Genomic DNA, 22,311 nt, shown 5'->3' with positions numbered 1-22,311 from the left:
GAACGGCGGCGCTCACGCTGCATGCGGTGGAATGCAAGCGAAGCGTGAGACGCGCCTCGCCGCGGCGCCTCTTCATTTGCCCGCTCATTTGCCTGCTCACTTGCTTGATGCGATGCCGAATATCCTCGATCGCACGCAGGAGTCGCTTCCAGACGCATTCGCCTCGCTCGCGGCGAATGCGCGGCGCCAGCAGCGCCTGTACTTCGCGACGATTGCAGTGCTGCTCGCGATCGTCGCGATATCGGTCACCTTGCTCGCCACGCTTGCGATCGACAAGCAACTCGATGTGCAGCGCAGAACCAGCGCACAGAATGCCGCTGACGTCTCGCTGTTCCTGCATCGCGGCCTATCGTTCCTGATTCGCACTGAATTGACCGTGCAGTTCTACCGCCAGACGAACGACGCGCACGACGCGCCCGATGAGCTCGTGCGGCAGATTGCCGGATCCGGCGTGGCAGCAGGCCGGTCTTCGACGCTTGGTGTCCCCTTCGATGTAACTGTTTCCGCCGCGACGCGCGCGAGCTGGGGCGCGGATTTGCGCACGCAGTTATGGCGGGTTACCGAAACCGCCGAAGCGACGCTGGCGACGCGCGAGGCATTTGAATTGCCGTATCAGGTGATGCTGATTGGGCTCGACGGCGACTACGCTGCGGTTCTGCCCGCTCCCGGCACGGACCGGAAAGTAGCACCACCCGGCGCCACGCTGGCAAGTTCGTTGCGCGAAGCGATTCTCGGCGCGTTGGCGGCCCAATCCGGCGCACGCGTACTCGCGAAGGGAGAGCGCGTGCTGGTCGGACCGTACATCGATCCGCTGCTGGGCGTGCCGGTCGTTGCCGCATTGAGCATGCAGCGCGTCGCGGACAAGCCGGTCATGCTGATCGCGATGACATTCCCCGCTAGCGCGATGCTGGGGAAGCTCCACCAGCCGCCCGATTCGGCGACGCTATTGCTGGGGTCGGCGCGGCACCGTCCGATCACGTCGAAACCGCCGCTCGCGACAGCGACGACGCAATGGCTGCAAGCGCTGGGCGAGCGCACGTCTGCCGGCGGCATGCGCTACCTGGCGCGCGGCGTGGTGTTCGTCGACGCAGTGACGCCGGGGCATAGTCTGCTTGTCAGCTATGTGCCATGGCGCGCGGTCATTGCCGCCATTGCATGGCAGCTCGGCGCGATCATCGGGCTCGGCTTGCTGCTCGTGATCGCCATGGCGCTCACCGCGAAGTTCTGGGGGATGCGGCTGCTGCACGATTGGCATGACGAAGCAAGGCGTGCACTCGAAAGCGAAACGATCAACCACATCGTCGTGAGCGGGACGCCGGTCGGTCTGTGCATCGTGAGGCAGCAGGACTTTTCGGTGGTGGCGTCGAACCAGCTCGCGCGCGATCTGATGCGGCTCGGCAATGCGGCGCATTTGCCGCCGCACATCGCCGCAGCTTATACGGAGCATAGCTTGCACGCGATCGCGTCGACCTTCACGTCCACCTCTACGCCTGTCTCTTCAATTGCGCCGGCACCAGGCTCAGTGCCGGCGCCTGGCGTTGAGCCGCCGCTCGAAGGCAATCATGCTGAATTCATCGTGGCTGCATTGCCGAAGCAGGGCGACGCGCCAAGCGTGTCGGATGCGTCAAATGCGTCAGACGTGACAAGCGCCGCGGACGCTCCCATGCTGCAGATCAACTACGAATCGGCACGCCACGACAACGAAGACGTGCTGTTCTGCGCGATCCTCGATATCTCGGCGCGCTATGCGCTGGATCAGCAACTGCGCGCGGCGCAGCGCGAAACGCAAGCGCTGATGCGCGCGCAAAGCAATTTCTTCGCGGCCATGAGCCACGAAATACGCACGCCGATGAATGCGCTGCTCGGCAATCTCGAACTGCTGTCGACGAATCCCGGGCTCGAACAGCACGAGCCGCGCGTGCGCGCGGTCGGCATGGCGGCGGATGGATTGCGCCGCATCGTCAACGATATTCTGGACTTCTCGAAGATCGACGCCGGCATGATGCAGCTGGTCAGCGAGCCGTTCAACCCGCTCGACGACCTCGAGAATCTGGCGCTGTCCTATGCGCCGCTGGCCGCCAAACGCCCGCTGAATTTTTACGCGTATCTGTCGCCGGCTTTGAACCGTATGCGGCAGGGCGACAGCACGCGCGTCGTGCAGGTCGTCAACAACCTGCTGAGCAATGCGTTCAAATTCACGTCGAGCGGCAAGGTCACGTTGAGCGCACAGATGCAGGATGACGATGCGGGGCGCGACATGCTTGTCTGCCGTGTCAGCGATTCCGGAATGGGTATGGATGCGCAGCAGGTCGCACGCGTTTTCAAGCCGTTCGTGCAGGCGGAGCCGGGTACGGCGAGCCGCTTCGGCGGCACCGGGCTGGGCCTGTCGATCTGTGTGCGGTTGTGCGAACTGATGGGCGGAACAGTTGCGGTGGAAAGCGTGCAGGGCGTCGGTAGTGCGTTCACGGTGCGCTTGCCGCTCACGGCTTCGGCTGGCGTTGCCGAAAGCGTTGCTCAGGCCGCGGCGCCCTCGAGCCTTGCACCCGCGGTGCGCGGCAGCGCTTTCGTGCTTTGCCGCGAACACGCAGGAGCGCAGTGGTTCGATGAAGTATTGGCGCTGCAAGGATGGCAGGCCACCTGCGTGACGTCGCTCGATGCGGCGCGGAACTGGCTGCGCGTGAACCGGCCGTTGTTCATGATCGTAACGGGCGAGTATGACGAAGACGCAATCGCACAATTGCGCGTGTACCGGTCGGTCAACGCAGTGTGGATGACGCTAGCGGGTCCGCTAAGCGCGGCTGCGCGCGGTGACGGCGTGTGGGAGGTAACTGCGTTCAACCAACGCGCGCTAAACGCGGCGATCGAGCGCGTACTAAGAAATGAGCAGCATGACGAAGTATTGGATGATGATGCATACGGCAATGCGCAAGGCAATGCATCGCTGCACGAGCGCGGCGCACTTGTCGCCGACGGCGAAGCGCAAATACCTGCGTCGCACGCATCAGGTGAGTTACGCGAACCGCGCGCTTCTGCAATGGCAAACGCCGCGCGAACCCTTGATCCCTCCGCACTAACCGGCTTGCGCGTCCTCGTAGCCGAAGACAACCCGCTAAACCAGGCCCTTGTTATCGACCAGTTAGCGACGCTCCACTGCGAGCCGATCGTCGTCGGTGACGGCAAGCAGGCGCTTGCCGTTCTTTCGCAGACCGAAGTCGATCTCGTGCTGACCGACATCCATATGCCGGAGATGGACGGATACGCGTTGATGGCCGCGCTGCGCGACGCATACCCGGCGCTGCCCGTGATCGCATTCAGCGCAGTCACCGGAGCGGAGCAGGCGCAGGAGTGGCGGCAACGCGGTTTCGCCGGTTATATTCCGAAGCCCGCGTCCCTGCAGCAATTGCGAACGGGCCTGCTCGCGCTGCGGGAAGGCCCGTCGCGATCGCAACCGGTGCACCATGCCGCCGACGAACCCCATCCGCCGGCGGTATCCGAAGAACAGCACGCACTCGACACCGTCGACAAGTCGCGCTACCTGGCGATGCTAAAGGACCATCTCAGCACCGATCTCCCGAGACTGGCGAGCATCATCGACGCTTGCGACTGCCCGGCATTGCGCGACTGGGCGCATAGCGCGGGCGGCGCGTTCCTGATTGTGCGCGAGCCGCAGTTCGCGGACCGCTGCCGCGAACTGCAGCGTCTGTGCGATGCGGCGCGCACGTGGACGCCCGCGATCGCGCAATACGCACTGTCGCTGCACGATACGTTGCGCAGCCACTTCGGTCTCGACGAACCGTCGTTGCACTAACGGTTTTGCACGAGCCGCGCATTAACAGGCTGCAACAGCACATCAACCGCGCTTCAACCGCGCTTCAACCGCGCATCGGCACCGGCGGCGCGCCGATCTGCCGGTACGGCGCGGCCTTGAGGAATGCCTCGTGCAGATCGCACTGCGCAATGATGCGATCGATGGTCGGCGTGTTCGGAATCGAGATCTGGAACACGCGCATCACCGCGATGATGCTCGCAAGCGAGATATCGGCAAACGTCGGCGTATCGCCGTGGCACCAGATGCCGGTCCCAGGCTCGGTGGCGAGACGCTTTTCCACCGCGCGGATTCCGGTGGAGAACCACTGGATCTGCCAGTCGCGCCACGCGGCGAGATCGAAGCCGCCGCGCTCCATCAGATAGCTCTTCACACGCGGCACCACGAGCGGGTGAGTATCCGCAGTGAGCATCGACGAGATCGAGCGTACGCGCGCGCGCCCACGAAGATCCGACGGCAGCAGCGGAGGATCGGGTTGCAGTTCCTCGAGATACTCGAGAATCGCAATCGATTGTGTGAGCGGCTGCTGCCCCGGTTCGATCAGCGTCGGCAGCGCGCCGAGCGGATTGACCTTGAGAAACTCAGGGCTACGTTGCTGACCGGCATCGAGATCGATAGTCATCTCTTGCGCGTTCATATTCTTCAGGTTCAAGGCGACGCGCACGCGATACGTCGCTGACGATCGCCAGAAACCGAACAGTTCAAATTGGCTGCATTCAGACATGGTGAGTTTTCCCCGGACAAGTTCAAGCGTGCCTAGGATAAACGCGAGCGTAATTGTTTGCATTGCTTCGTTAAGCGCTGCTGCAAACGTTTAACCTTACATTTAGACGACTTGAAGGATCGATGGAATAAACGCGTGAAACCTGTGTTCGCCCATTTGCAAATCTCACGCTAAGGTAGGTTTCATGAACGAACGACCGTTTTCGTTGGTCGAGCTTGCGCGCCATCCGGGCCAGCATCTCGGCGAAATCGGCAGACTATGCGCAATCGGGGTGGTGGTGCTCGCGGTGGGCGGCGCTTTCGTCTACGTTGCAGGTTTCGCCGCACCCAACAGATTGAGTCCGCAACGCATCGTCAATAAATTCGAAACGTATGGCGGCGTGCATGCGGGTTTCAGGCGCAATCATGCGAAGGGCGTATGTGTTGCAGGGTACTTCGAAGGTAACGGCAAGGCATCCGGCATTTCGCACGCGGAAGTATTCGATCCGGTGCGCACGCCGGTCATCGGCCGTTTCGCAATTCCTGGTCCCAATCCCGTTGCACCGGACGGCGGCACGCCGGTACGAAGTTTCGCGCTCGAGTTCGAGTTGCCGAATCATGCGCAATGGCGCACCGGAATGAACAACACGCCGGTGTTCGCGGTCAATACGCCCGAGGCGTTTTACGAGCAACTCGCGGCGGGCAAGCCCGACCCCGCGACGGGTAAACCCGATCCGGCTAAACTGAAAACGTTTTACTCGGCTCACCCCGAAACGCAACCGTTCCAGAAATGGGTCAAGGCGCACCCGCCTTCGAGCAGCTTCGCGAATGCCGCGTACTACAGCATCAACGCGTTCCGTGCGATCAATGCCGATGGCGACACATCGTTTATCCGTTGGGCGATGGTGCCCGAAGCGGCTTATGAACCTGCGAAGCCGAGCGGCAATGCGCCGAACTACCTGTCCGATGAGCTATCGGACCGACTCGCGCAAGGACCGTTACGCTGGCATCTGATTCTGACGGTCGCCGCGCCCGGCGACGTGACGAACGACGCCACGCAGGCATGGCCCGACGATCGCAGGAAGATCGACGCGGGAACGCTGACCATCGAGCACGAAACCGCGCAGGCCGATGGCGATTGCCGCGATATCAATTACGATCCGACGGTGCTGCCCGACGGACTCAAGCCGTCCGACGATCCGCTGCTTGCGGCGCGCTCGGCCGCCTATGCAGTGTCGTTCAATCGCCGGATTAGCGAAGAAGCGCATCGGCCGGCAGGTCAGAATTAATCGACAGAAGAAGGGCATCAATGAAAGCAGGTCACGCACATTTCAGTTTGCCGGCGCGCTTCTTCCACTGGTTGATGGCGCCGCTCATCGTCGCGATGCTGTTTATCGGCGTTGGCATGGTCGCAACGGTTTCGCGGTTGCACCTTACGCTCATTGCGATTCATCGACCGCTCGGCATTGCGATTTTCGTGCTCGTCGTGCTGCGTCTGATCGTGCGTATCACGCACCGTCCGCCACCGTTGCCGAACGACATGCCGGGCTGGCAGCGCTGTGTTGCGCATGGCTCACACTGGCTGCTCTATCTGCTGCTGTTTGCGATGCCGCTCGTCGGCTGGTCGATGCTTTCGGCGGGCGGCTTTCCGGTGCACATGTTCCCCGGCCTCGATCTGCCGCCGATCGTGTCGCAGAACCCGCGGCTCTATGCGTTCCTGCGCGGTGCGCATACGTGGCTCGCAATGCTGCTGTTCGTGACCTTCCTCGGGCACCTGGCCGCAGCAATGTTCCATGGTCTGATTCGCCGCGATGGCGTGTTTTCGAGCATGGCGCGCGGCAATCATGCGGAGCCTGCCGTCGAGCGTCGCGGTTGAGCGGCGTCCTTCGGGCACTGTCATGCAACATCAGATTTGAGTTTTCTTGAAGTTTGACGATTCATCGAATCGTTCGATGAACCAATCATGATTCGTTGATTCCCTTCGCTGGTGCGATTGACTACACTCGTTGGCGGCTTGCGGGCCGGCTTCGCCGGCAGGCCAATACAAACAGAAAGCTGCCCAGCAACGAGACAAAATCCTTCGCTAGAAGCGAAAGGCGCAGCGTTCGCCAGCAACGGCGACCTGTGCAGGGAGGAGACGAACATGATCGTGGTTTCAGACACCCACGACGGCGCCGCCACGGCCGCCACTCACCGCCCGACCATCGACGTTTCCGCGCTCGTCGAGCGACAGAAGCTCGGCGGCTTCGCCATCGGCCTGATCGCATGGTGTTTTCTGATCGTGCTGATCGACGGCTACGATCAGGTTGCTGTCGCCTACTCCGCCCCCGCTTTGATCGCCGCATGGCATACGAATGCCGCGGGATTCGGACATGTCTTCGGTTTCGGATTGTTCGGTGTGCTCGTGGGTTCGCTATTGCTTGGCTTTAGCGGCGACCGGTTCGGGCGCCGGCGCACGATCATCTACGGCACGCTTCTGTTTGGCGTGCTGACACTGGCGAGCGCACGCGCATCCTCGCTCGGCGAAATGACGCTGTTGCGTTTTCTTGCTGGGATCGGCATGGGCGGCGTCGTGCCGAACACCGTTGCGCTCGTTTCCGAATACGCACCGAAAGCGCGGCGCGCGACATGGATCACGCTGATGTTCTCCGGTTTTTCGATCGGCGCGGGCGGCGGCGGCGCGGTCGCTTCGTGGCTGTTGCCGCATTACGGCTGGCAGATCGTGTTCGTCGTTGGCGGCGTTGCGGCGGTGGCGGTTGCATTCGCATCATTCGCGTTGCTGCCCGAGTCGATCCGCTTTCTGATCATGAAGGGACGCGATCGGAAGCAGATCGCAAGTCTCGCGCGCCGTCTTGGTGCCGATGAAAGCGCAAACGCCGCTGCGCGCTACGTACTCGATGACGAAACGCAAACGCGGCGTGCCAGCGTCGCTGCGTTATTCGGCAACGAACTTCGCCTCGTCACGCCGCTGTTATGGGTCGTGTTCGTGCTCAATTCGCTGGCGCTGCATTTTCTGCAGAACTGGTTGCCGATTCTGCTCGGCATGAGCCATCTCGAACCGGTGCGCGCCGCGCAGGTCGCGATGATGTTCCCGGTCGGCGGCACGGTCGGCGCGCTCGCGTTGAGCCGCTGCGTAGACCGGTATGGCATGGCCGTCGTGCTGACGCTCGCGGTGCTCGGTTGCCCGATCGCGGCGTCGCTCGGCATGTCGATGCCTGTTGCGATGCTGTTCGCGGCGGTATTCGCGAGTGGCGTCTGCGTGATCGGCACGCAGTTCGGGCTGTATGCGGTGGCGGGGATCGTCTATCCGACCACGCTGCGTTCGGCCGGCGTCGGCAGTGCGATCGGCGTCGGCAAGCTAGGCTCGGTGGCCGGCTCGATGCTCGGCGGCGTCTTGCTTGCGATGCATTTGCCGCTCGGCCGGCTCTTCGTGAATGTATCGGCGGTGTTCGTGTTTATCGCGCTGTTTTCCGCGCTGCTTGCGTGGTCGCAGCGGCTTCAGCGGTTTCAACCGCAGAAGGCCGCTGTTGAGCAGCCTGCGCAAACATCTCCGTAAACGTATCGAGCACCGACAGCGTGTCGCGGCCGCTGCGCGTGATCCGGTAGAACGAAAACTCCACCTCCGGCCGGATCACGTCGATCCGCACGCGATAGTGCTTGCAGATGTGTTCGCAGAACGAAGGCATCACGGCAATACCGAGCCCTTCGTGCGCCATCGCGATCGCGGTCTGCAGATGCCCGACCACCATGCGCCGGCTCACGGTCACTTCTTCCTTCGAGAGCGTCGCTTCGATAAGCCGCTGCAGCGGATTGTCTTTCGGCAAGGTGATCAGCGGCAGCCCTTCGAGCGCGCTCCAGCGCACGCCATGCCGCTCGCGCGCCGCGGCGCCGCCGAGCGACATGTCGTTTTCGGCGGACACGGCGACGAGCCGCGACGGAAACATCGGCACGCGGTCGATCCCGGAAAGCTGCGAGAAAAATATACCGAACGCCGCATCGAGGTCGCCATCTTCGACCATCCGCAGTAATTCGCCGGGCGGCCGGTCGACGAGTTCGACGGTCGAGCCCGGATACGCGAGCGCAAAACGCCCGAGCACTTGCGGCATCAGGCTCGCGGCGATCATCGGCGTGCAGCCGAGCAGGAGCGACTCCTGCTTCTGGCGGCCGAGCTCGTTCAGTTCAATGACCGATTTTTCGAGCGTTTCCACGATTTTCATCGCGGTCGGATAGAACGCGCGGCCTGCTTCCGTCAGCGCGACGGTACGCGTCGTGCGTTCCAGCAGGCGGCATTGCAGCTGGGTTTCGAGTTCGCGGATGATCGCGCTAAGCGCAGCCTGGCTCAGGTGCATGCTTTGCGCGGTTTTCGTGAAACTCGAGGCGTTAGCCACGCCAAGGAAGACTTTCAGCTGCTTGATGGACAGATTCATAGCTACGGCGATCCTTCGTTTCCGACAAACGGATGCCGCAGATTTTATCCCGTTCGTTTCGTGTGCAGAAGCATGGATTCGCAAGCGCTTTCCTGGTCACCGCATTTCCGGCCGGTTTTTAGCGCCTGCGTCGCCCGACGCTACGAAAATGCGTACCGTCCTTCGCCATCGCGCGTGATCGTGCGCGTCGCCTCGATGTCTTCGAGCCAGCGCACGATTTCGCGTCCATCGCGCGTGCCGGTCGCGGCCATCAGTTCGGCAAAGCGCTTCGGGCCATCTTCGAGCGCGGCTTCGAGCGACTCGAAGCGCGCGCCTTCATAGCGCGGCGGCGTCGGCACGCGATGTTCGAGCGGCCGCTCGGCGCCGGGCGCGAGCAGCGGCAGCGTCAGATCGAAGCCTGCCTTCGCGGTGCTCGCCGTGCCGTGCGCGAGACCGTGCAGGGACGGGTCGAGCGGCATCGCGCGCAAGCCGTTCTGCACTACGAGGTCGCGGTCCGCCTGAAAACGCGTCGCGAGCGCCCAGTCCATCTGCTCTTCGGAAAAGATATCGATGTCCGGGTCGACCACGAAAACATGCTTGACGTTCGCGAGCGACGCAAATACCGCGGCGATCGCGTTGCGCGCTTCGCCGGGCACGCGCTGCTGCAGCGCGACGCGCACGTTGAACATGCCGCCCGTCGCCGCGCTGCAGTAGACGGACTTCACTTCGCGCACGGCCGTTTCGAGCGCGCGCCACACGGTCACTTCGGTGCGCAGCGCGGCGAGCTGCGCGGTGTCGGTGCGCGCCATCGAGCGGCCGCCGATCGTGCAGGTCTGGAACACGGCGTCGCGCCGGTGCGTGATCGCGGTCAGATGGAACACAGGATTCGTTTTCACTCCGCCGTAGTAGCCGAGGAATTCGCCGTACGGACCCTCGGGTTCCGCGTGACCGCGCTCGTCGAGATAACCTTCGAGAATGAATTCCGCGTCGGCGGGCACGAGCAGATCGTTCGTCACGCATTTGACGACGCCCATCGGCGTACCGCGCAATGCCGCGACGAGTTCGAGTTCGTCGGCGGGAATGCGCATCGTCGCGCCGACGTGATCGACCGGATGCGTGCCCACTGCGAATGCGATCGGCAGACGCTCGCCGCGTTTCGAATGCGCAATGCTGATCGCGCGCAGATCGGACGGTGCGACGAGATCGACGCCCGCGGTGCGGCGGCCGCGCAGCATGAGCCGGCGAATGCCGACATTGGTCCAGCCTGTTTCCGGGTCGACGGCGAAATCAATGGACGCCGAAATATAGGGCGCGCCGTCGAGGTCGTGCTGCAAATGGACGGGCAGCGCGGTGAAATCGCACGCATCGCCGGTCAGAACGACCTGCTGCACGGGCGCTTCCTCGCGAGTCACTTCGACGAGCTTACCTTTTACCGCGAGGCGTTCGCGCACCGTGGCGAGCAGATTCTGCGGCGTCGTATCGAATGCTTTGGCAAGGCGCGTGCGGCTTGCGGCAACGCTGCCTGCGAGCGAAATATGGCCGCCGCCGGGGCGCTTGAACCACACCGCGCGCGGATTGCCTTCCATGATCGCGGCCGCGTCCGCGAGATCGACGGGCTCTTCGCGCTGGTCGAGTTCGCTGGCGTCGAGCGCTTCGAGAAAGCGGCGCAGACGGAACTGTTCGAGGTCCGGGGCCGCCGCGCCTTGCACGGTGGAGGGGATGACTGTCTTCGGTCTCACGTGAGGGTCCTCGTGCGATGCGTATGGATGAGTCGTACTCGTGCTTGTTGGCTGGCTTGTATTGCGCTGGGATAGCGCTTGTATTGCATTCGTTGCTGTGTCGTTTGGCTGCGCTGTCGTGCGGCAGCGGCCCTGGTTCGTTGCCGGAAAAATCAGAAGCGTGCCGACAGCGCCGTCGCCGCGAGATGCGCGGCGAAACCGCTCGCGCCCGACGCCGGCATTTCCGGCGCCAGATGCAGGAACTGCTTGACCGCGCGCAAGGTGACCGCGCTGCAGCCGAGCAGCGTTTGCGTGAGCGTTTCTGCGGCCGCATCGAGTTCGCTTGCAGCGACGACGCGGCTCACGAGCCCCACGTGCAGCGCTTCGGTCGCGCTCAGCCGTTCGCGGCTCAGCACCATATGCGCGACGGTCTTCACCGGCACGCGGCCGATCAGCGCGGACATCACGAGCGTCGGCGGAATATCGCGCTCCATTTCGGGGATCTGAAATACCGCGCTATCGGCGGCGAGCGCGATGTCGCAAACACCGGCGAGCGCGCAACCGACGCCGATCGCTTCACCGCGCACGACCGATACCACCGGCACGCGCACTGCTTTCAACGCGTCGTACAACGCGAGCGGCGGCGCCGCGACGACACGGCGCAAAGTTTCCGCGGACGGCTTCGCGTCGGCGGGCGGCATCGGCGACTGGCGGCCTTTGCAGAAATCGGCGCTGCTGCTGCCGATGCGCACAAGCTTGACATCGTCGTCAATATTCGACACGGCGGCGATAATCGCCTCGCTCATGTCGGCATTGATCAGATTGCCGTTCTCGGGCCGGTCGAGCACGATGTCGACGAGCGGACCATCCCGCTTGATTGCAACGAATTCGGTAGACATGCTGCAGGTTCCTTGTGTTCGGTTCAGGGGCGCACGCCTTGCGTTGCGCCTCGAGGGCGCGCCTCGGCGTTGCGCCTTTATGTCGCGCTTGATGTCACGCGCTTTCACGCGGCATCGCGATGGATGTACTCCCAAACAATCTTCGGTGTGGCAGGCATTTCAAGCTCTTCGGTGCCGATCTCTTTCAGCGCATCCGCCAGCGCATTGAAGATCGTCGCCGTGGCCGGCGTAATGCCGCTTTCGCCGCCGCCCTTCACGCGCAGCGGATTGCCGTGCGTCGGGTCTTCGGTCAGCTCGACGCGCAGCGGCGGTATGACCCCCGCGCGCGGCATGCCGTAGTCCATATAGGAGCCGGTCAGCACCTGGCCCGTTTCGCGGTCCACGTAGCATGTTTCCGACAGCGCCTGGCCGATGCCTTGCGCGAGACCGCCATGCACCTGGCCTTCGACGATCAGCGGATTGATCGGCTGGCCGACATCGTCGACCGATGTGTAGTTGACGAGCGTGACGACGCCGGTATCGGGATCGACCTCGAGCTCGCAAATCGCGGAGCCGGTCGGATGCGCGGGCACGCGCGTGTTGACTTCGGCTTCAGCGTAGAGCTTTTTCTTGTCCGGCTCGCCTGGCAGTCCGTCGCTTGCGATACGGCGCGCGACTTCGAAGAGGCTCGTGCGACGGCTAGTGGTCGAATCGATAAAATGGCCGTCGGCGAATTCGACCTTGTCTTCCGCGATATTGAAGAGCGCCGCGGCGACGCGCTTGCCGGTCGCGACGATCTGCGCGGCGGTGTCGACGAGCAGCATGCCGCCAAGGCGCATCGAGCGGTCCGAGTGGCTGCCGCCGCCGATGCTGACGAATGCGGTATCGCCGGTGCGCAGCTTGACGGCCGACATCGGCACGCCGAGATGTTGCGCGATGACCTGCGCGAAGGTGGTTTCGTGGCCCTGGCCGGTCGATTGCGTGCCGGACACGATGTCGATGCGCTCATCGGGTAGTACCGTCAGTTCGATCCGCTCGCGCGGCGCGCCGACCGGCGACTCGATGTAATTCGCGAGACCGATGCCGCGCAGCTTGCCGCGTGCGCGCGACTCGGCGCGACGCGCCTCGAACGTGTTCCATTCGGCCAGTTCGAGCGCGCGCTCCATATTGCGCGAGAATTCGCCGCTGTCGTAAGTGAGACCCATCGGGCTGCGATACGGCAGCTTGTCATGCGTAACCAGATTGCGCCGGCGAATCTCGGTGCGATCGATACCGAGTTCCGCAGCGGCGAGATCGAGCATCCGCTCGATCACGTGGTGCGCCTCGGGCCGGCCCGCGCCGCGATACGGCGCGGTCGGTACCGTGTTGGTCAGCACCGCGCTCACATGCACGGCCGCGACCGGCACATCGTAGACGGTCGTCATGATGCGCGTGCCGTTCGACATCGGCACATACGACACCGTATGCGCGCCGACGTTGCCGATCCATTCGTTGTCGATCGCGAGAATGCGGCCGTCTTTCGAAAAGCCGATCGTTGAACGAATGATCTGGTCGCGGCCCTGATAGTCGGACAGAAACGCTTCGCTGCGGTCGCTGGTCCATTTGACCGGGCGTCCGATGCGGCGCGCGGCCCAGACAACGGCCAGCTGTTCGATATAGACGAACGAGCGCGGCCCGAAGCCGCCGCCCGTGTCGGGACACACCACGCGCACCTGCGACGGCGGCACTTTCAGCGCACCGGCGAGCACGAGCTTCTGGCGCACGGCGCCCTGGCTGCCCGAAATCAGCGTATACGTGCCGGTTTGCGCATCGTAGTCGCCGATCGCGCTGCGTGGCTCCATCTGGCAGTTGACGAGCCGGCTATGGTGAAACTCGCGTTGCACGACATGATCGGCCGTCGCGAGAATACGGCGCGCTTCGTCGCGATCGCCGATTTGCGTCTGGAAACACAGGTTGCGCGGCGCGCCCTCCCACAACTGAGGCGCATCTTCCTGCATCGCATCGGCGCCGTTGACCACCGCATCGAGCGTGTCGTACTCGACTTCGATCATCTCGGCCGCGTTGCGCGCCTGCAGCGGCGTTTCAGCAACGACCATCGCAACCGCTTCGCCGACATAGCGAACGCGATCGACCGGCAGTGGAATATGCAGCTGATTGAAGATCGAACCGGTCAGCGACGTGAGAAAGGCCTTCTTCGTCGCATCCACGGCATCGATCGGATTGGGCACATGATCGCAGCCGGACAAGCCATCGTCGACGTAATCCTGGCCGACCAGTACCGCAATCACGCCAGGCGCTTCGCGCGCCGCGCTCGTATCGATCGAAGCGAGTGCGGCATGGGCGTGAGGCGAACGCAAAAAGGCCGCATAAAGCTGGCCTTCGACGCGCAAGTCGTCCGTGTACTGTCCTTTGCCGGTGACGAAGCGCTGGTCTTCGACACGCGGTATTGGTTTGCCGATCATGAGTGTTGTTCCTCCCGATGCGCGGCGCTCGCCGCATGCTCCGGGTACATTTCACGCGCCGCGTGCCGCACCGCCTCGATGATGTTCACGTAGCCCGTACAGCGGCAGATGTTCCCTTCGAGAGCGTGGCAGATGCTCGCTTCGTCGAGTGACGGCGCATCGCGCAGATAGAAGTCGCACGACATGATCATGCCCGGCGTGCAGAACCCGCATTGCAGGCCGTGACATTGCACGAACGCGTTTTGCACCGGATGCAGGCCGGTCGTTGCGCTCGGCTTCAGCCCTTCGACCGTGACGACGCGGCCGCCGCTTGCCTGCGCGGCGAGCACCGTGCATGACTTCACGGAAACGCCGTCGAGATTGACCGTGCACGCGCCGCACTGACTCGTGTCGCAGCCGACGTGCGTGCCGGTCAGGCGCAGCGTCTCGCGCAGAAATTCGACGAGCAGCGTCTGGTCCGGCACTTCGTGCCGCACATCGACGCCATTCACCTGCAACTGGACTTCAACCATGATTCACCTGTTCCTTGCTTTCTACGTCGCACGCGGTACGCTTATTTCGCTGCTGCCGCGCTGGGCTCGTCAGCGTTTGCGTTGCTGCTTTCGCTCATGGTCGTACTCATTGTGGTATTAAAGCGTTTGAAAAACTCTGCCGCGAGCTTGTTCGCCACCGACGTCACGAGCCGCGAACCGATCTGCGCGAGCTTGCCGCCAACCTGTGCTTCAGCGACGTACGTGAGCAGCGTGCCGCCTTCTTCGGCGTCCGCGAGCGTGACGGTCGCCGTCATCTTGCCGAAGCCGGCAATGCCGCCTTCGCCCTGGCCCGCGATCTTGTAGCCGTTCGGCGCGTCGCGATCGGACAGCAGCAGCGTGCCCTTGAAGCGCGCCTTGACGGGGCCGACGGATGCCACCACGACGGCCTTGAACTCGTCGTCGCTTTCCGCGGTAAACGCTTCGCAGCCCGGCACGCACGCTTGCAGCACGGCTGCGTCGTTCAGGCCACGCCATACGTGTTCGCGCGATGCGGCGATGGTTTGCGATCCGGTAAATTCCATGTGTCTGTCTCCTGACGACGGGGCGACGGAAGTGGGCGCCTGAGCGGTTACTCCCGTTCCATGCAAAAAATTTCGTTAGGCAAGCGGGCGCAGCGGTTGCGCAAGCAGTGTTTGCAACGCGCGGCGCGCGTAGGTTTCGATCAGATGCGCGCGATAGGCGGCCGATGCGTTCGGATCGTCGGGCAGCGTCGACGTGTCCATTTTCACGGCTGTAAGCGATGCTTCGGAAAGCTCACGAGTCAGCGCGTCTTCCGCATCGTGCCAGCGGAACACCGATGCGCCCGCGCCGGTTACGCCGACACGCACGGAGTCGGCGTACTGCGCGATAAACACGCCGACCACCGCATAACCCGACGCCGGCTGCCGGAACTTCGCGTAGGCGCCGCGCAGCGGAATCGCGTATTCGATTGCGGTGACGATCTCGTCAGGCGCGAGCGCCGTTTCGAACGTATCGACGAAGTAGTCGTCAGCGGGAATGCGCCGTTCGGAGGTGACGACTTGCGCGTTCAACGCGATGACCGCGGACGGATAGTCGGCGGCCGGGTCGTTGTTCGCAACCGATCCGCCCATCGTGCCGCGATTGCGCACTTGCGGATCGGCGATCACATTCGCGAGCTGCGCGAGCGCGGGAATCGCACCGGCCACGATCGGAGAGGCGGCGACTTCCGCATGTCGCGTCAAGGCGCCGACACGCAGCACGCCGTTTTCAACCGCAATGCCGCGCATTGCGTCGATACGCGTGAGATCGATCAGATGGGACGGCGCCGCGAGCCGCTGCTTGAGCGTCGGGATCAGCGTCATGCCGCCCGATAGCGGTCGCGCTTCGTCATGCTCGCGCAGCCACGCGACGGCTTCGTCGAGCGTCGATGCGCGCAGATAGGTGGTCTCGTACATGAAGTCTCCTGCGGCCGCGCGCCGGACCACGGCGCGCGGCCGGTATTGCTACGTCGTTTGTTTCAGCCAGTCTTCCAGCTTCGTTGCAAGCGCAACGGGAATTTCATACATCGCATAGTGGCCCGCATTCGCAAGCGTTTCGAGCGTTGCGTGCTCGTACCATGTAAGCCACGTGCGGTTCATCAGATCGGCGGTCAGCGTCGGATCGTGCTCGCCGATAAAGAGTTTGACCGGCACCTGCGCTGCTGCGCTGCCCGCGAGTTCAGCCGAGAAGTCGCGCGTCGCCCATTCGGGCAGATAGCCGGCGAACGCTTCGCGGCGCGACAGGCGCATCGATTCGTTCGCGAGATGCGTGCTCCAGCGCGGCGTCAGGCGATTGCCGGTCGAAAAGGCGATGATGGCCGCCCGTTTTGACACGTCGTTGATCGTCGCGCTAAAACCTGCGAGGCGTGCCTCATCCATCCGCGAGCCGCAAGCGGGCACCGCGGAGATGCCGGCCATGCGCTCGATCCGCTCCGGCGCTGCAAGCAGCACGCGCTGCATCGCCATGCCGCCCATCGAATGCCCGACCAGGCTGAAGCGGGGCCAGTCGAGATGATCGGCAAGTGCGAGCACATCGCTTGCCGCTTCGGCGAACGTGAAAGCGCCGTCGCGTTCGAGCGATGCTCCGTAGCCGCGATAGTCGAAGAAAGCATAGGTGAAAGCGTCGACATCGAGCATCGGCGCGATTGTTTGCCAGTCGGCTGAACTGCCGAACCAGCCCGACAGCGCGATGACCTTGCGCGGGCCGTGACCGACCGTCACATATCCGTTCAGAGCTGTCATGCGTGGGCCTCGCTGCGGTTTGTGCTTGCGCCGGTCGCATGCGACGCATCGAATGCCGGCGCGATCGTGCCGCGACATTCGCCGAAGCCGATCGTCACCGCGCCGGGTTGCACGGCACGCGCATGGAAGATCACTTCATCGCCGTCTTCGAGCGCGGTGCGCGTTTCGCCGTTCGGCAATTGCAACGGGTCTTTGCCCGCATTCGTCAGCTCGGTCAGGCACGCGCGGGACACATCGTCGGCGCCGGAAATCGTGCCGCTGCCGAGCAGATCGCCGGTGCGCAGATTGCAGCCGTTACTCGTGTGATGCGCGACCATCTGCGCGAACGTCCAGTACAGATTGTCGAGATGCGTGCGCGTGATGCGCACGGGCGCAGCGCCCGCGGCACGCAGTTTTGCGGTCGACAGGAATGCTTCGAGTTCGAGGTTCAGTCCGCCGTTGCGCTGATCGAATGAGCCGTTCAGGTGCGGCATGATGACCGGATCGCCTGCGGCGCGCGAAGGCGCCGATTTGCGGAACGGCGCGAGCGCCTCCGCGGTGACGATCCACGGCGACAGGCTCGAGTGGAAGCTTTTACCGAGGAACGGCCCGAGCACCTGTTCGAACCACTGAATGCTTTTCGCCGACCAGTCGTTGAGCAGACAGTAGCCGAAGATGTGCTGGTGCGCGTCGTCGATCGCGACAGGCCGCGTGAATGCATTGCCGCGGCCGATAAACGCCGCAAGTTCGAGTTCGAAATCGAGCGCGGGCGCCGGGCCGAAACGCACATTGCCTTGCGCGTCGCGATACTGGCCGTGCGGCCGGCGCACGTCGCCGCCGCTCACGCGCAGCGACGAGGAACGGCCGTGATACGCGATCGGCAGCGATTTGAACGCGGCGGGCAGCGGGTCCGCGAGCCCTTTGTAGCGGCCGTGCCGTTCGGTGTGATGCAGCGACGTCAGAAAATCGGTGTAGTCGCCGATTTCGCACGGCAACCGCATGGTGACGTCGGCGATGCGCGGCAGCAGGACAGCCGCACGCGGCTGCACTTGCGACAGCATCGGCGAATCGCTGCGCAACAGTGCGGACAAGGCGCGGCGCAGCGCGCTCAGATAACGCGGCTCGAGCGCCATCAGGCGGTTGAGCGTGCCGTCGCCGCAAGTAGCGGCTGCGCACGCGATCGCGGCATCGCCGTCAAGCAGCGCCGCTTCGTGCAGCGCCTGCAAATCGACGATGCGATCGCCGATCGCGACACCGGTGCGCGCGTTGCCGTCGCGCTCGAAAGCGCCGAACGGCAGGTTTTGAATCGGGAAGTCCGCACCGGGCAGATTGGCCGATTCAACCCAGCTGCGCAGGGCCGGATCGTGAGTGGAATTCAGCTCGGTCATGCGGGGTGTGTCTCCGATACAGCTTTTTTCTGTTCCGCGGTCCACGCATCGAGCGTACCGCGAGCGCGCATTTTAAAGCCTTCGAGCGTGGCGGCGTCTGCCACGACCGTCGTCAGCTCGACACGCAGCCCATTCGGATCGAAGAAATAGATCGAGCGCACGAAGTGGTGATCGGTCACGCCAAGCACTTCAATGCCGTTCGCGGTGAGCCGTTGCTTCATCGTTTCGAGCTCGTCAAGCGACGCGACGCGGAACGCGATGTGATTGACCCACGCGGGCGTATTCGGCGACGGCAGGGCCGCCGTATTGTCGCCGAGATCGAAGAACGCGATGTTCGAACCGTCCGCGAGCTCGAAGAACAGATGCACGTACGGACAGTGCTCGCCGGTGCTCGGCACGTGGTCGAGGCGAATCACGTGCGTGAGCGGCAGGCCGAGGATGTCCTCGTAGAAATGACGGGTTTCCTCGGCATTGCGGCTGCGCCATGCGAAATGGTGCAGTCCGAGGACGGCGGGTATCGTGGCCATCTTTCGTCTCCTTTGTGCAGCAGCCGGAGCGGCGCGTTAGCGTTTACTCCGGCGTTCTTGCCCGCGAGGGCCTGAGTCGACGCAAAGCGTCGACTTGCAGCGTCAACTTGCAGCGCCAGCCTGAAGCCAGCTCGAACTTAAACTTCGATCGTATCGACGTTGTACTCGAACAGCCAGTTGTAACGTTCCTTCACGCGCTCCTCGCTCCACTCGCGGTCGACATACTCGGCCGCGCCTTCCGCGTGCGCGAGCTGCGGATTGTGAAAGCGTGTCGCATTGGCGGCCGAGCCGCGCACGACGCGCGCCGTGCGCTCGAGGCGCAATGCTTCGTAGCGTTCGAGCGCGCGCGGCAAATCGCCCGCATAGCGTTCGAGGCAGCGCGCGATCAGGTAACCGTCTTCGATCGCCATGCCGGCGCCTTGCGCGAGGAACGGCAGCGTCGGGTGGCATGCGTCGCCGAGCAGCGTCGCGTTGCCGGAACTCCAGCGCGTCATCGGTTCGCGCACCATCAACGCCCACTTGTAAGGAATGTCGATTGCGGAAATCAGCGCGCGCACGTCCTCGTGCCAGCCCGCGAAATCGTTCAGGCACTCCTCAAGCGTGCCACGTTCGGACCACGATTCGACCTGCCAGCCGTCGCGCTCGACCGCGCCGACGAAGTTGACGAGCTTGTGCCCGCGCAACGGATAGTGAATGACGTGTGCGCCGGGTCCGACCCAGTTCGTGCCATACGCGGTGCGTAGATGGTCGGGCAATTTTTCCGCGTCGATCACGCCACGCCACGCCATCACGCCCGAGTACACGGGTTCGTCCGGGCCGAACAGCGCGCGCCGTACGCGCGAATGGACGCCGTCCGCGCCGATCAGCAGATCGGCTTCGTAAACGTTGCCCTGAACCGTTGTGACCTCAACTTTTCCGCCGCTCTGCTTGATGCCTTCCACTTTCTCGCCGAGGCGGATCGCGTTCGGCGCGAGCGCATAGACCGCGTCGGCAAGCCCTTGATGCAGGTCCGCGCGGTGCAGCGTGAAGTACGGATAGCCATAGATTTCCCGCGACGCGGCGCCGAGATCGAACAGGCGCCACGATTGACCGGTGTTCCAGAGCCGCACGCGCTTGCCGGGCGGCTCGCAGGCGAGACCCTCGAGCGTGTCGCCGACGCCGAGCTGGTAAAGCACGCGCGTCGCATTCGGGGCCAACTGCACGCCCGCGCCGATCTCCTTGAGCGCCTGCGCCTGCTCGAGAATCGTGACGTCGAAGCCTTTCTTCAGTAACGCAACGCCGGCCGTCAGCCCGCCGATTCCGGCTCCCGCAATGACTATCTTCATTCGTCGAATCAACCTCTTTTCGTGTTGGGCGCGTTTTATCGGGTTAATTTATCAATCTATCGATAAATTTTTTTAATGCCGTTTAATGCATTACCCGCTGAAAACTGGAATGAACTTTAAAACAACGCCTGACACTTAAGAAGCAAAAGAATCCGAACGGATCATCGAGCAAATTTGTTAATTGCCGGGCATGACAGACGCGTGTCTGCTACATGCCCCAGCGGTGCACGACCGAGGTCTCGATACCGAACAGGTCGAGCACGCGGCCGAGCGTGTGATCGACCATATCGTCGATCGATTCCGGGTTCGCGTAGAATGCGGGCACCGGCGGATAGACGATCGCGCCCGCTTCGGTGACGCTCGTCATGCTGCGCAGGTGGCCCAGATGCAGCGGCGTTTCGCGCACCATCAGCACGAGTCGGCGGCGCTCCTTCAAGGTGACGTCCGCGGCGCGCGAGAGCAGCCCGCTTGTCACGCCTGTCGCGACTTCCGATAGCGTCTTGATCGAACAGGGCGCGACGATCATGCCCATCACGGGGAACGAGCCGCTCGAAATTGCGGCGCCGATATCGGTGTTCGAGTAGCAGACGGTGGCGAGCGCGCGCACGTCGGCGACGCTGTAGTCCGATTCGTGCGCGAGCGTGACCTGCGCGGAACGGCTCATCACCAGATGCGTCTCGATGTCCATTTGCCGGAGCAACTGCAGGAGCCTCACGCCGTATACGACGCCCGACGCTCCGCTGATGCCGACAACCATCCGCCGTGGCGGTACTGCCCTGACTTGCATTCTGTTCTCCTCCGCGAGAGCGGATTCTTATCGTTTCGAAACTCGCTTTGATCGCGCGGATGGTAGCACGCGTAATAGCGGCGATTAAAGACGCGCAATCAGGTTTTTCGGAACTTCCTGGTAAATACCCCAGGCGAGTATTCGCATTGTTCTATCGATTGATAAATATTTCACGATTCAAAAGCGGAAATGACATCGCTACACTTTGCGCAGCGTGAAGAGACTGTCGACGCGCGAAGCGGATCAGCAGCATCACGATGACGCGACGCGCGGCTCTTTACGTACGACAGACAGCCGTGCCGGTCCAGGAGACCACGGCCGGACACGATAACAACATCGCAAAACAATATTTGGAGGCAAGTTGAAGACACGACTATTCGTCGGCGGATGTGCCGCGCTGCTGAGTTGTCCTGCGTTCGCGCAGTCGTCCGCGACGATATACGGGAGTATCGACTCGGGTGTCGACTTCGTGACGAACTCGCATGGAGGTCATCTGGTGCAGCAATCGGCCGGTAAACGGACACCTGACCGCTGGGGCTTTCTGCTCAGGGAAGACCTCGGTGGCGGCAACGCGGTGTTCGCGCGGCTCGAATCCGGCTACCTGTCCAATACGGGCGCGCAGATCAACCCGACCAGCTTCTTCAACCGCGATGCGTACGTCGGCCTTGCAAACGACAAGTGGGGTGCGCTCAGCTTCGGCAATATTCCGGACTACATCTATGAGTACGTCGGTGCGCTGAACAACTCCGTGCCCGGTATTTCGTCGTTCTACACGGTCGGTAATCTTGACGGCCTCGCGAACACGCACGCGCTGAACAACTCGGTGAAGTACGAGACGATCAATTTTCACGGCTTCCAGGCCGGCGCGATGAACAGTTTCGGCAATCAGGCCGGCGATTTCAGCGCGGGACGGCAGTACAGCGTCGGCGTGCGTTACGGCAACGGCATCGTAAAGCTCGGCGCCGCGTACACGATGTCGCACAACCGTACGGCGGACGTGTTCGGCGTTTTCAGCGTGACGTCGCTGCTCGGCCAGCAGTTGCGCTCCGGCGTGCAGTTCAATGCGAGCCGCTACAGCACGATCGCGGTGGGCGGGTCGGTGGTGGTCGGCGCATTCACGCCACACCTCACGTATACGGATGTGAAGCTCGAAAACGCGCAGGGCGCGGAGCATGAGCACAACTACCAGGCCGGCGTGAACATCGATCTGAGCGGTGGCGCGCGCCTGTACATCCTGGGCCTCTCGTACAACCGTTCGACGTTCGACGACCTGACGTTCAATCAGTACAACCTGTTTTTGACGCATTACCTGTCGAAGGTCACGCAGATTTACGCGGGCGTCGGCTTGCAGCGCGCGTCGGGACCGAATGCGCATGCCGAGCAGTTCGGCTATCTCGCGTCGAGCTCGAACGCGCAGACGGTTGGGCGGATTGGCATTAACCACATGTTCTGAAGCGGAGGCGCTATGGCGTGACGAGAAGTGAGAGATAAGCGGGTTTATTCACTTTTTTCTATCTCTTCATCGCTATTTTTTGATTCT

The 22,311-nt window shown here is 63.0% G+C and carries 19 protein-coding genes; 5 read left to right on the top strand and 14 right to left on the bottom strand.

The features are described from left to right. Positions 1 to 31 precede the first annotated feature (31 nt). Positions 32 to 3,808, top strand: coding sequence for an ATP-binding protein (locus KZJ38_RS22445; protein WP_219801909.1), 3,777 nt, complete (start codon positions 32 to 34; stop codon positions 3,806 to 3,808). A gap of 64 nt (positions 3,809 to 3,872) precedes the next feature. Here KZJ38_RS22445 and maiA read toward each other — a convergent pair whose 3' ends face one another. Then, positions 3,873 to 4,550, bottom strand: a complete 678-nt coding sequence (gene maiA, locus KZJ38_RS22440; RefSeq protein WP_219801908.1) for a maleylacetoacetate isomerase — start codon at positions 4,548 to 4,550, stop codon at positions 3,873 to 3,875. A 184-nt stretch (positions 4,551 to 4,734) separates the two neighbouring features. Here maiA and KZJ38_RS22435 point away from each other — a divergent pair, with 184 nt between their 5' ends. Beyond that, entirely contained in the window at positions 4,735 to 5,817 is a 1,083-nt protein-coding gene (locus tag KZJ38_RS22435) for a catalase family peroxidase (protein WP_219801907.1), read from the top strand. A 20-nt stretch (positions 5,818 to 5,837) separates the two neighbouring features. Next, entirely contained in the window at positions 5,838 to 6,404 is a 567-nt protein-coding gene (locus tag KZJ38_RS22430) for a cytochrome b (protein ID WP_219801906.1), read from the top strand. A 20-nt stretch (positions 6,405 to 6,424) separates the two neighbouring features. Here the strand turns inward: KZJ38_RS22430 and KZJ38_RS22425 are convergent, their stop codons facing one another. After that, the gene (locus KZJ38_RS22425) at positions 6,425 to 6,673 is read right to left on the bottom strand and encodes a hypothetical protein (protein WP_219801905.1); all 249 of its coding nucleotides are present in this window, start codon (positions 6,671 to 6,673) and stop codon (positions 6,425 to 6,427) included. On the opposite strand from KZJ38_RS22425, the gene KZJ38_RS22420 reads away from it, so the two are divergent. After that, entirely contained in the window at positions 6,672 to 8,084 is a 1,413-nt protein-coding gene (locus KZJ38_RS22420; RefSeq protein ID WP_219801904.1) for an MFS transporter, read from the top strand. The two genes, KZJ38_RS22425 and KZJ38_RS22420, sit on opposite strands and share 2 nt — an antisense overlap. Here KZJ38_RS22420 and KZJ38_RS22415 read toward each other — a convergent pair. The 12 genes from KZJ38_RS22415 to KZJ38_RS22360 all read right to left on the bottom strand — a co-directional run bounded on the left by KZJ38_RS22415 (position 7,984) and on the right by KZJ38_RS22360 (position 20,771). Next, positions 7,984 to 8,955 (bottom strand): LysR family transcriptional regulator, encoded by a 972-nt coding sequence (locus KZJ38_RS22415; protein WP_219801903.1) that lies wholly within the window; start codon positions 8,953 to 8,955, stop codon positions 7,984 to 7,986. The two genes, KZJ38_RS22420 and KZJ38_RS22415, sit on opposite strands and share 101 nt — an antisense overlap. Positions 8,956 to 9,095: 140 nt before the next feature. Continuing rightward, complete coding sequence (locus tag KZJ38_RS22410; protein ID WP_219801902.1) at positions 9,096 to 10,673, bottom strand: UbiD family decarboxylase; 1,578 nt, start codon at positions 10,671 to 10,673, stop codon at positions 9,096 to 9,098. Positions 10,674 to 10,825: 152 nt separating this feature from the next. Beyond that, positions 10,826 to 11,551, bottom strand: a complete 726-nt coding sequence (locus tag KZJ38_RS22405) for an enoyl-CoA hydratase/isomerase family protein (protein WP_219801901.1) — start codon at positions 11,549 to 11,551, stop codon at positions 10,826 to 10,828. A gap of 104 nt (positions 11,552 to 11,655) precedes the next feature. Next, positions 11,656 to 13,992 (bottom strand): xanthine dehydrogenase family protein molybdopterin-binding subunit, encoded by a 2,337-nt coding sequence (locus KZJ38_RS22400; RefSeq protein ID WP_219801900.1) that lies wholly within the window; start codon positions 13,990 to 13,992, stop codon positions 11,656 to 11,658. After that, complete coding sequence (locus KZJ38_RS22395; protein WP_219801899.1) at positions 13,989 to 14,504, bottom strand: (2Fe-2S)-binding protein; 516 nt, start codon at positions 14,502 to 14,504, stop codon at positions 13,989 to 13,991. Before KZJ38_RS22395 ends, KZJ38_RS22400 begins: the two co-directional genes overlap by 4 nt. 41 nt (positions 14,505 to 14,545) lie before the next feature. Beyond that, entirely contained in the window at positions 14,546 to 15,046 is a 501-nt protein-coding gene (locus KZJ38_RS22390; RefSeq protein ID WP_219801898.1) for an SRPBCC family protein, read from the bottom strand. A gap of 75 nt (positions 15,047 to 15,121) precedes the next feature. Continuing rightward, positions 15,122 to 15,940: an FAD binding domain-containing protein gene (locus KZJ38_RS22385; RefSeq protein ID WP_219801897.1), complete on the bottom strand. Its 819-nt coding sequence runs from the start codon at positions 15,938 to 15,940 to the stop codon at positions 15,122 to 15,124. 48 nt (positions 15,941 to 15,988) lie between these two features. Next, the gene (locus tag KZJ38_RS22380; protein WP_219801896.1) at positions 15,989 to 16,765 is read right to left on the bottom strand and encodes an alpha/beta fold hydrolase; all 777 of its coding nucleotides are present in this window, start codon (positions 16,763 to 16,765) and stop codon (positions 15,989 to 15,991) included. Beyond that, positions 16,762 to 18,132, bottom strand: a complete 1,371-nt coding sequence (fahA, locus tag KZJ38_RS22375; RefSeq protein WP_219801895.1) for a fumarylacetoacetase — start codon at positions 18,130 to 18,132, stop codon at positions 16,762 to 16,764. Before fahA ends, KZJ38_RS22380 begins: the two co-directional genes overlap by 4 nt. Continuing rightward, a complete protein-coding gene (locus tag KZJ38_RS22370) occupies positions 18,129 to 18,659 on the bottom strand; it encodes a VOC family protein (protein WP_219801894.1) in 531 nt (176 codons plus the stop codon). The genes fahA and KZJ38_RS22370 overlap by 4 nt, the downstream gene beginning before the upstream one ends. A gap of 137 nt (positions 18,660 to 18,796) precedes the next feature. Further along, entirely contained in the window at positions 18,797 to 19,984 is a 1,188-nt protein-coding gene (locus tag KZJ38_RS22365) for an FAD-dependent monooxygenase (protein ID WP_219801893.1), read from the bottom strand. Between the two features lie 208 nt (positions 19,985 to 20,192). After that, entirely contained in the window at positions 20,193 to 20,771 is a 579-nt protein-coding gene (locus tag KZJ38_RS22360) for a UbiX family flavin prenyltransferase (RefSeq protein WP_219801892.1), read from the bottom strand. Between the two features lie 361 nt (positions 20,772 to 21,132). On the opposite strand from KZJ38_RS22360, the gene KZJ38_RS22355 reads away from it, so the two are divergent. Then, a complete protein-coding gene (locus KZJ38_RS22355) occupies positions 21,133 to 22,224 on the top strand; it encodes a porin (protein WP_219801891.1) in 1,092 nt (363 codons plus the stop codon). Positions 22,225 to 22,311 lie beyond the last annotated feature (87 nt).

Origin of the sequence: Paraburkholderia edwinii (genome assembly GCF_019428685.1) — a bacterium.
GTDB lineage: Bacteria > Pseudomonadota > Gammaproteobacteria > Burkholderiales > Burkholderiaceae > Paraburkholderia > Paraburkholderia edwinii.
Note: the sequence above shows the minus strand (reverse complement) of the source record. Positions and strands in the feature narration are given on the sequence as shown.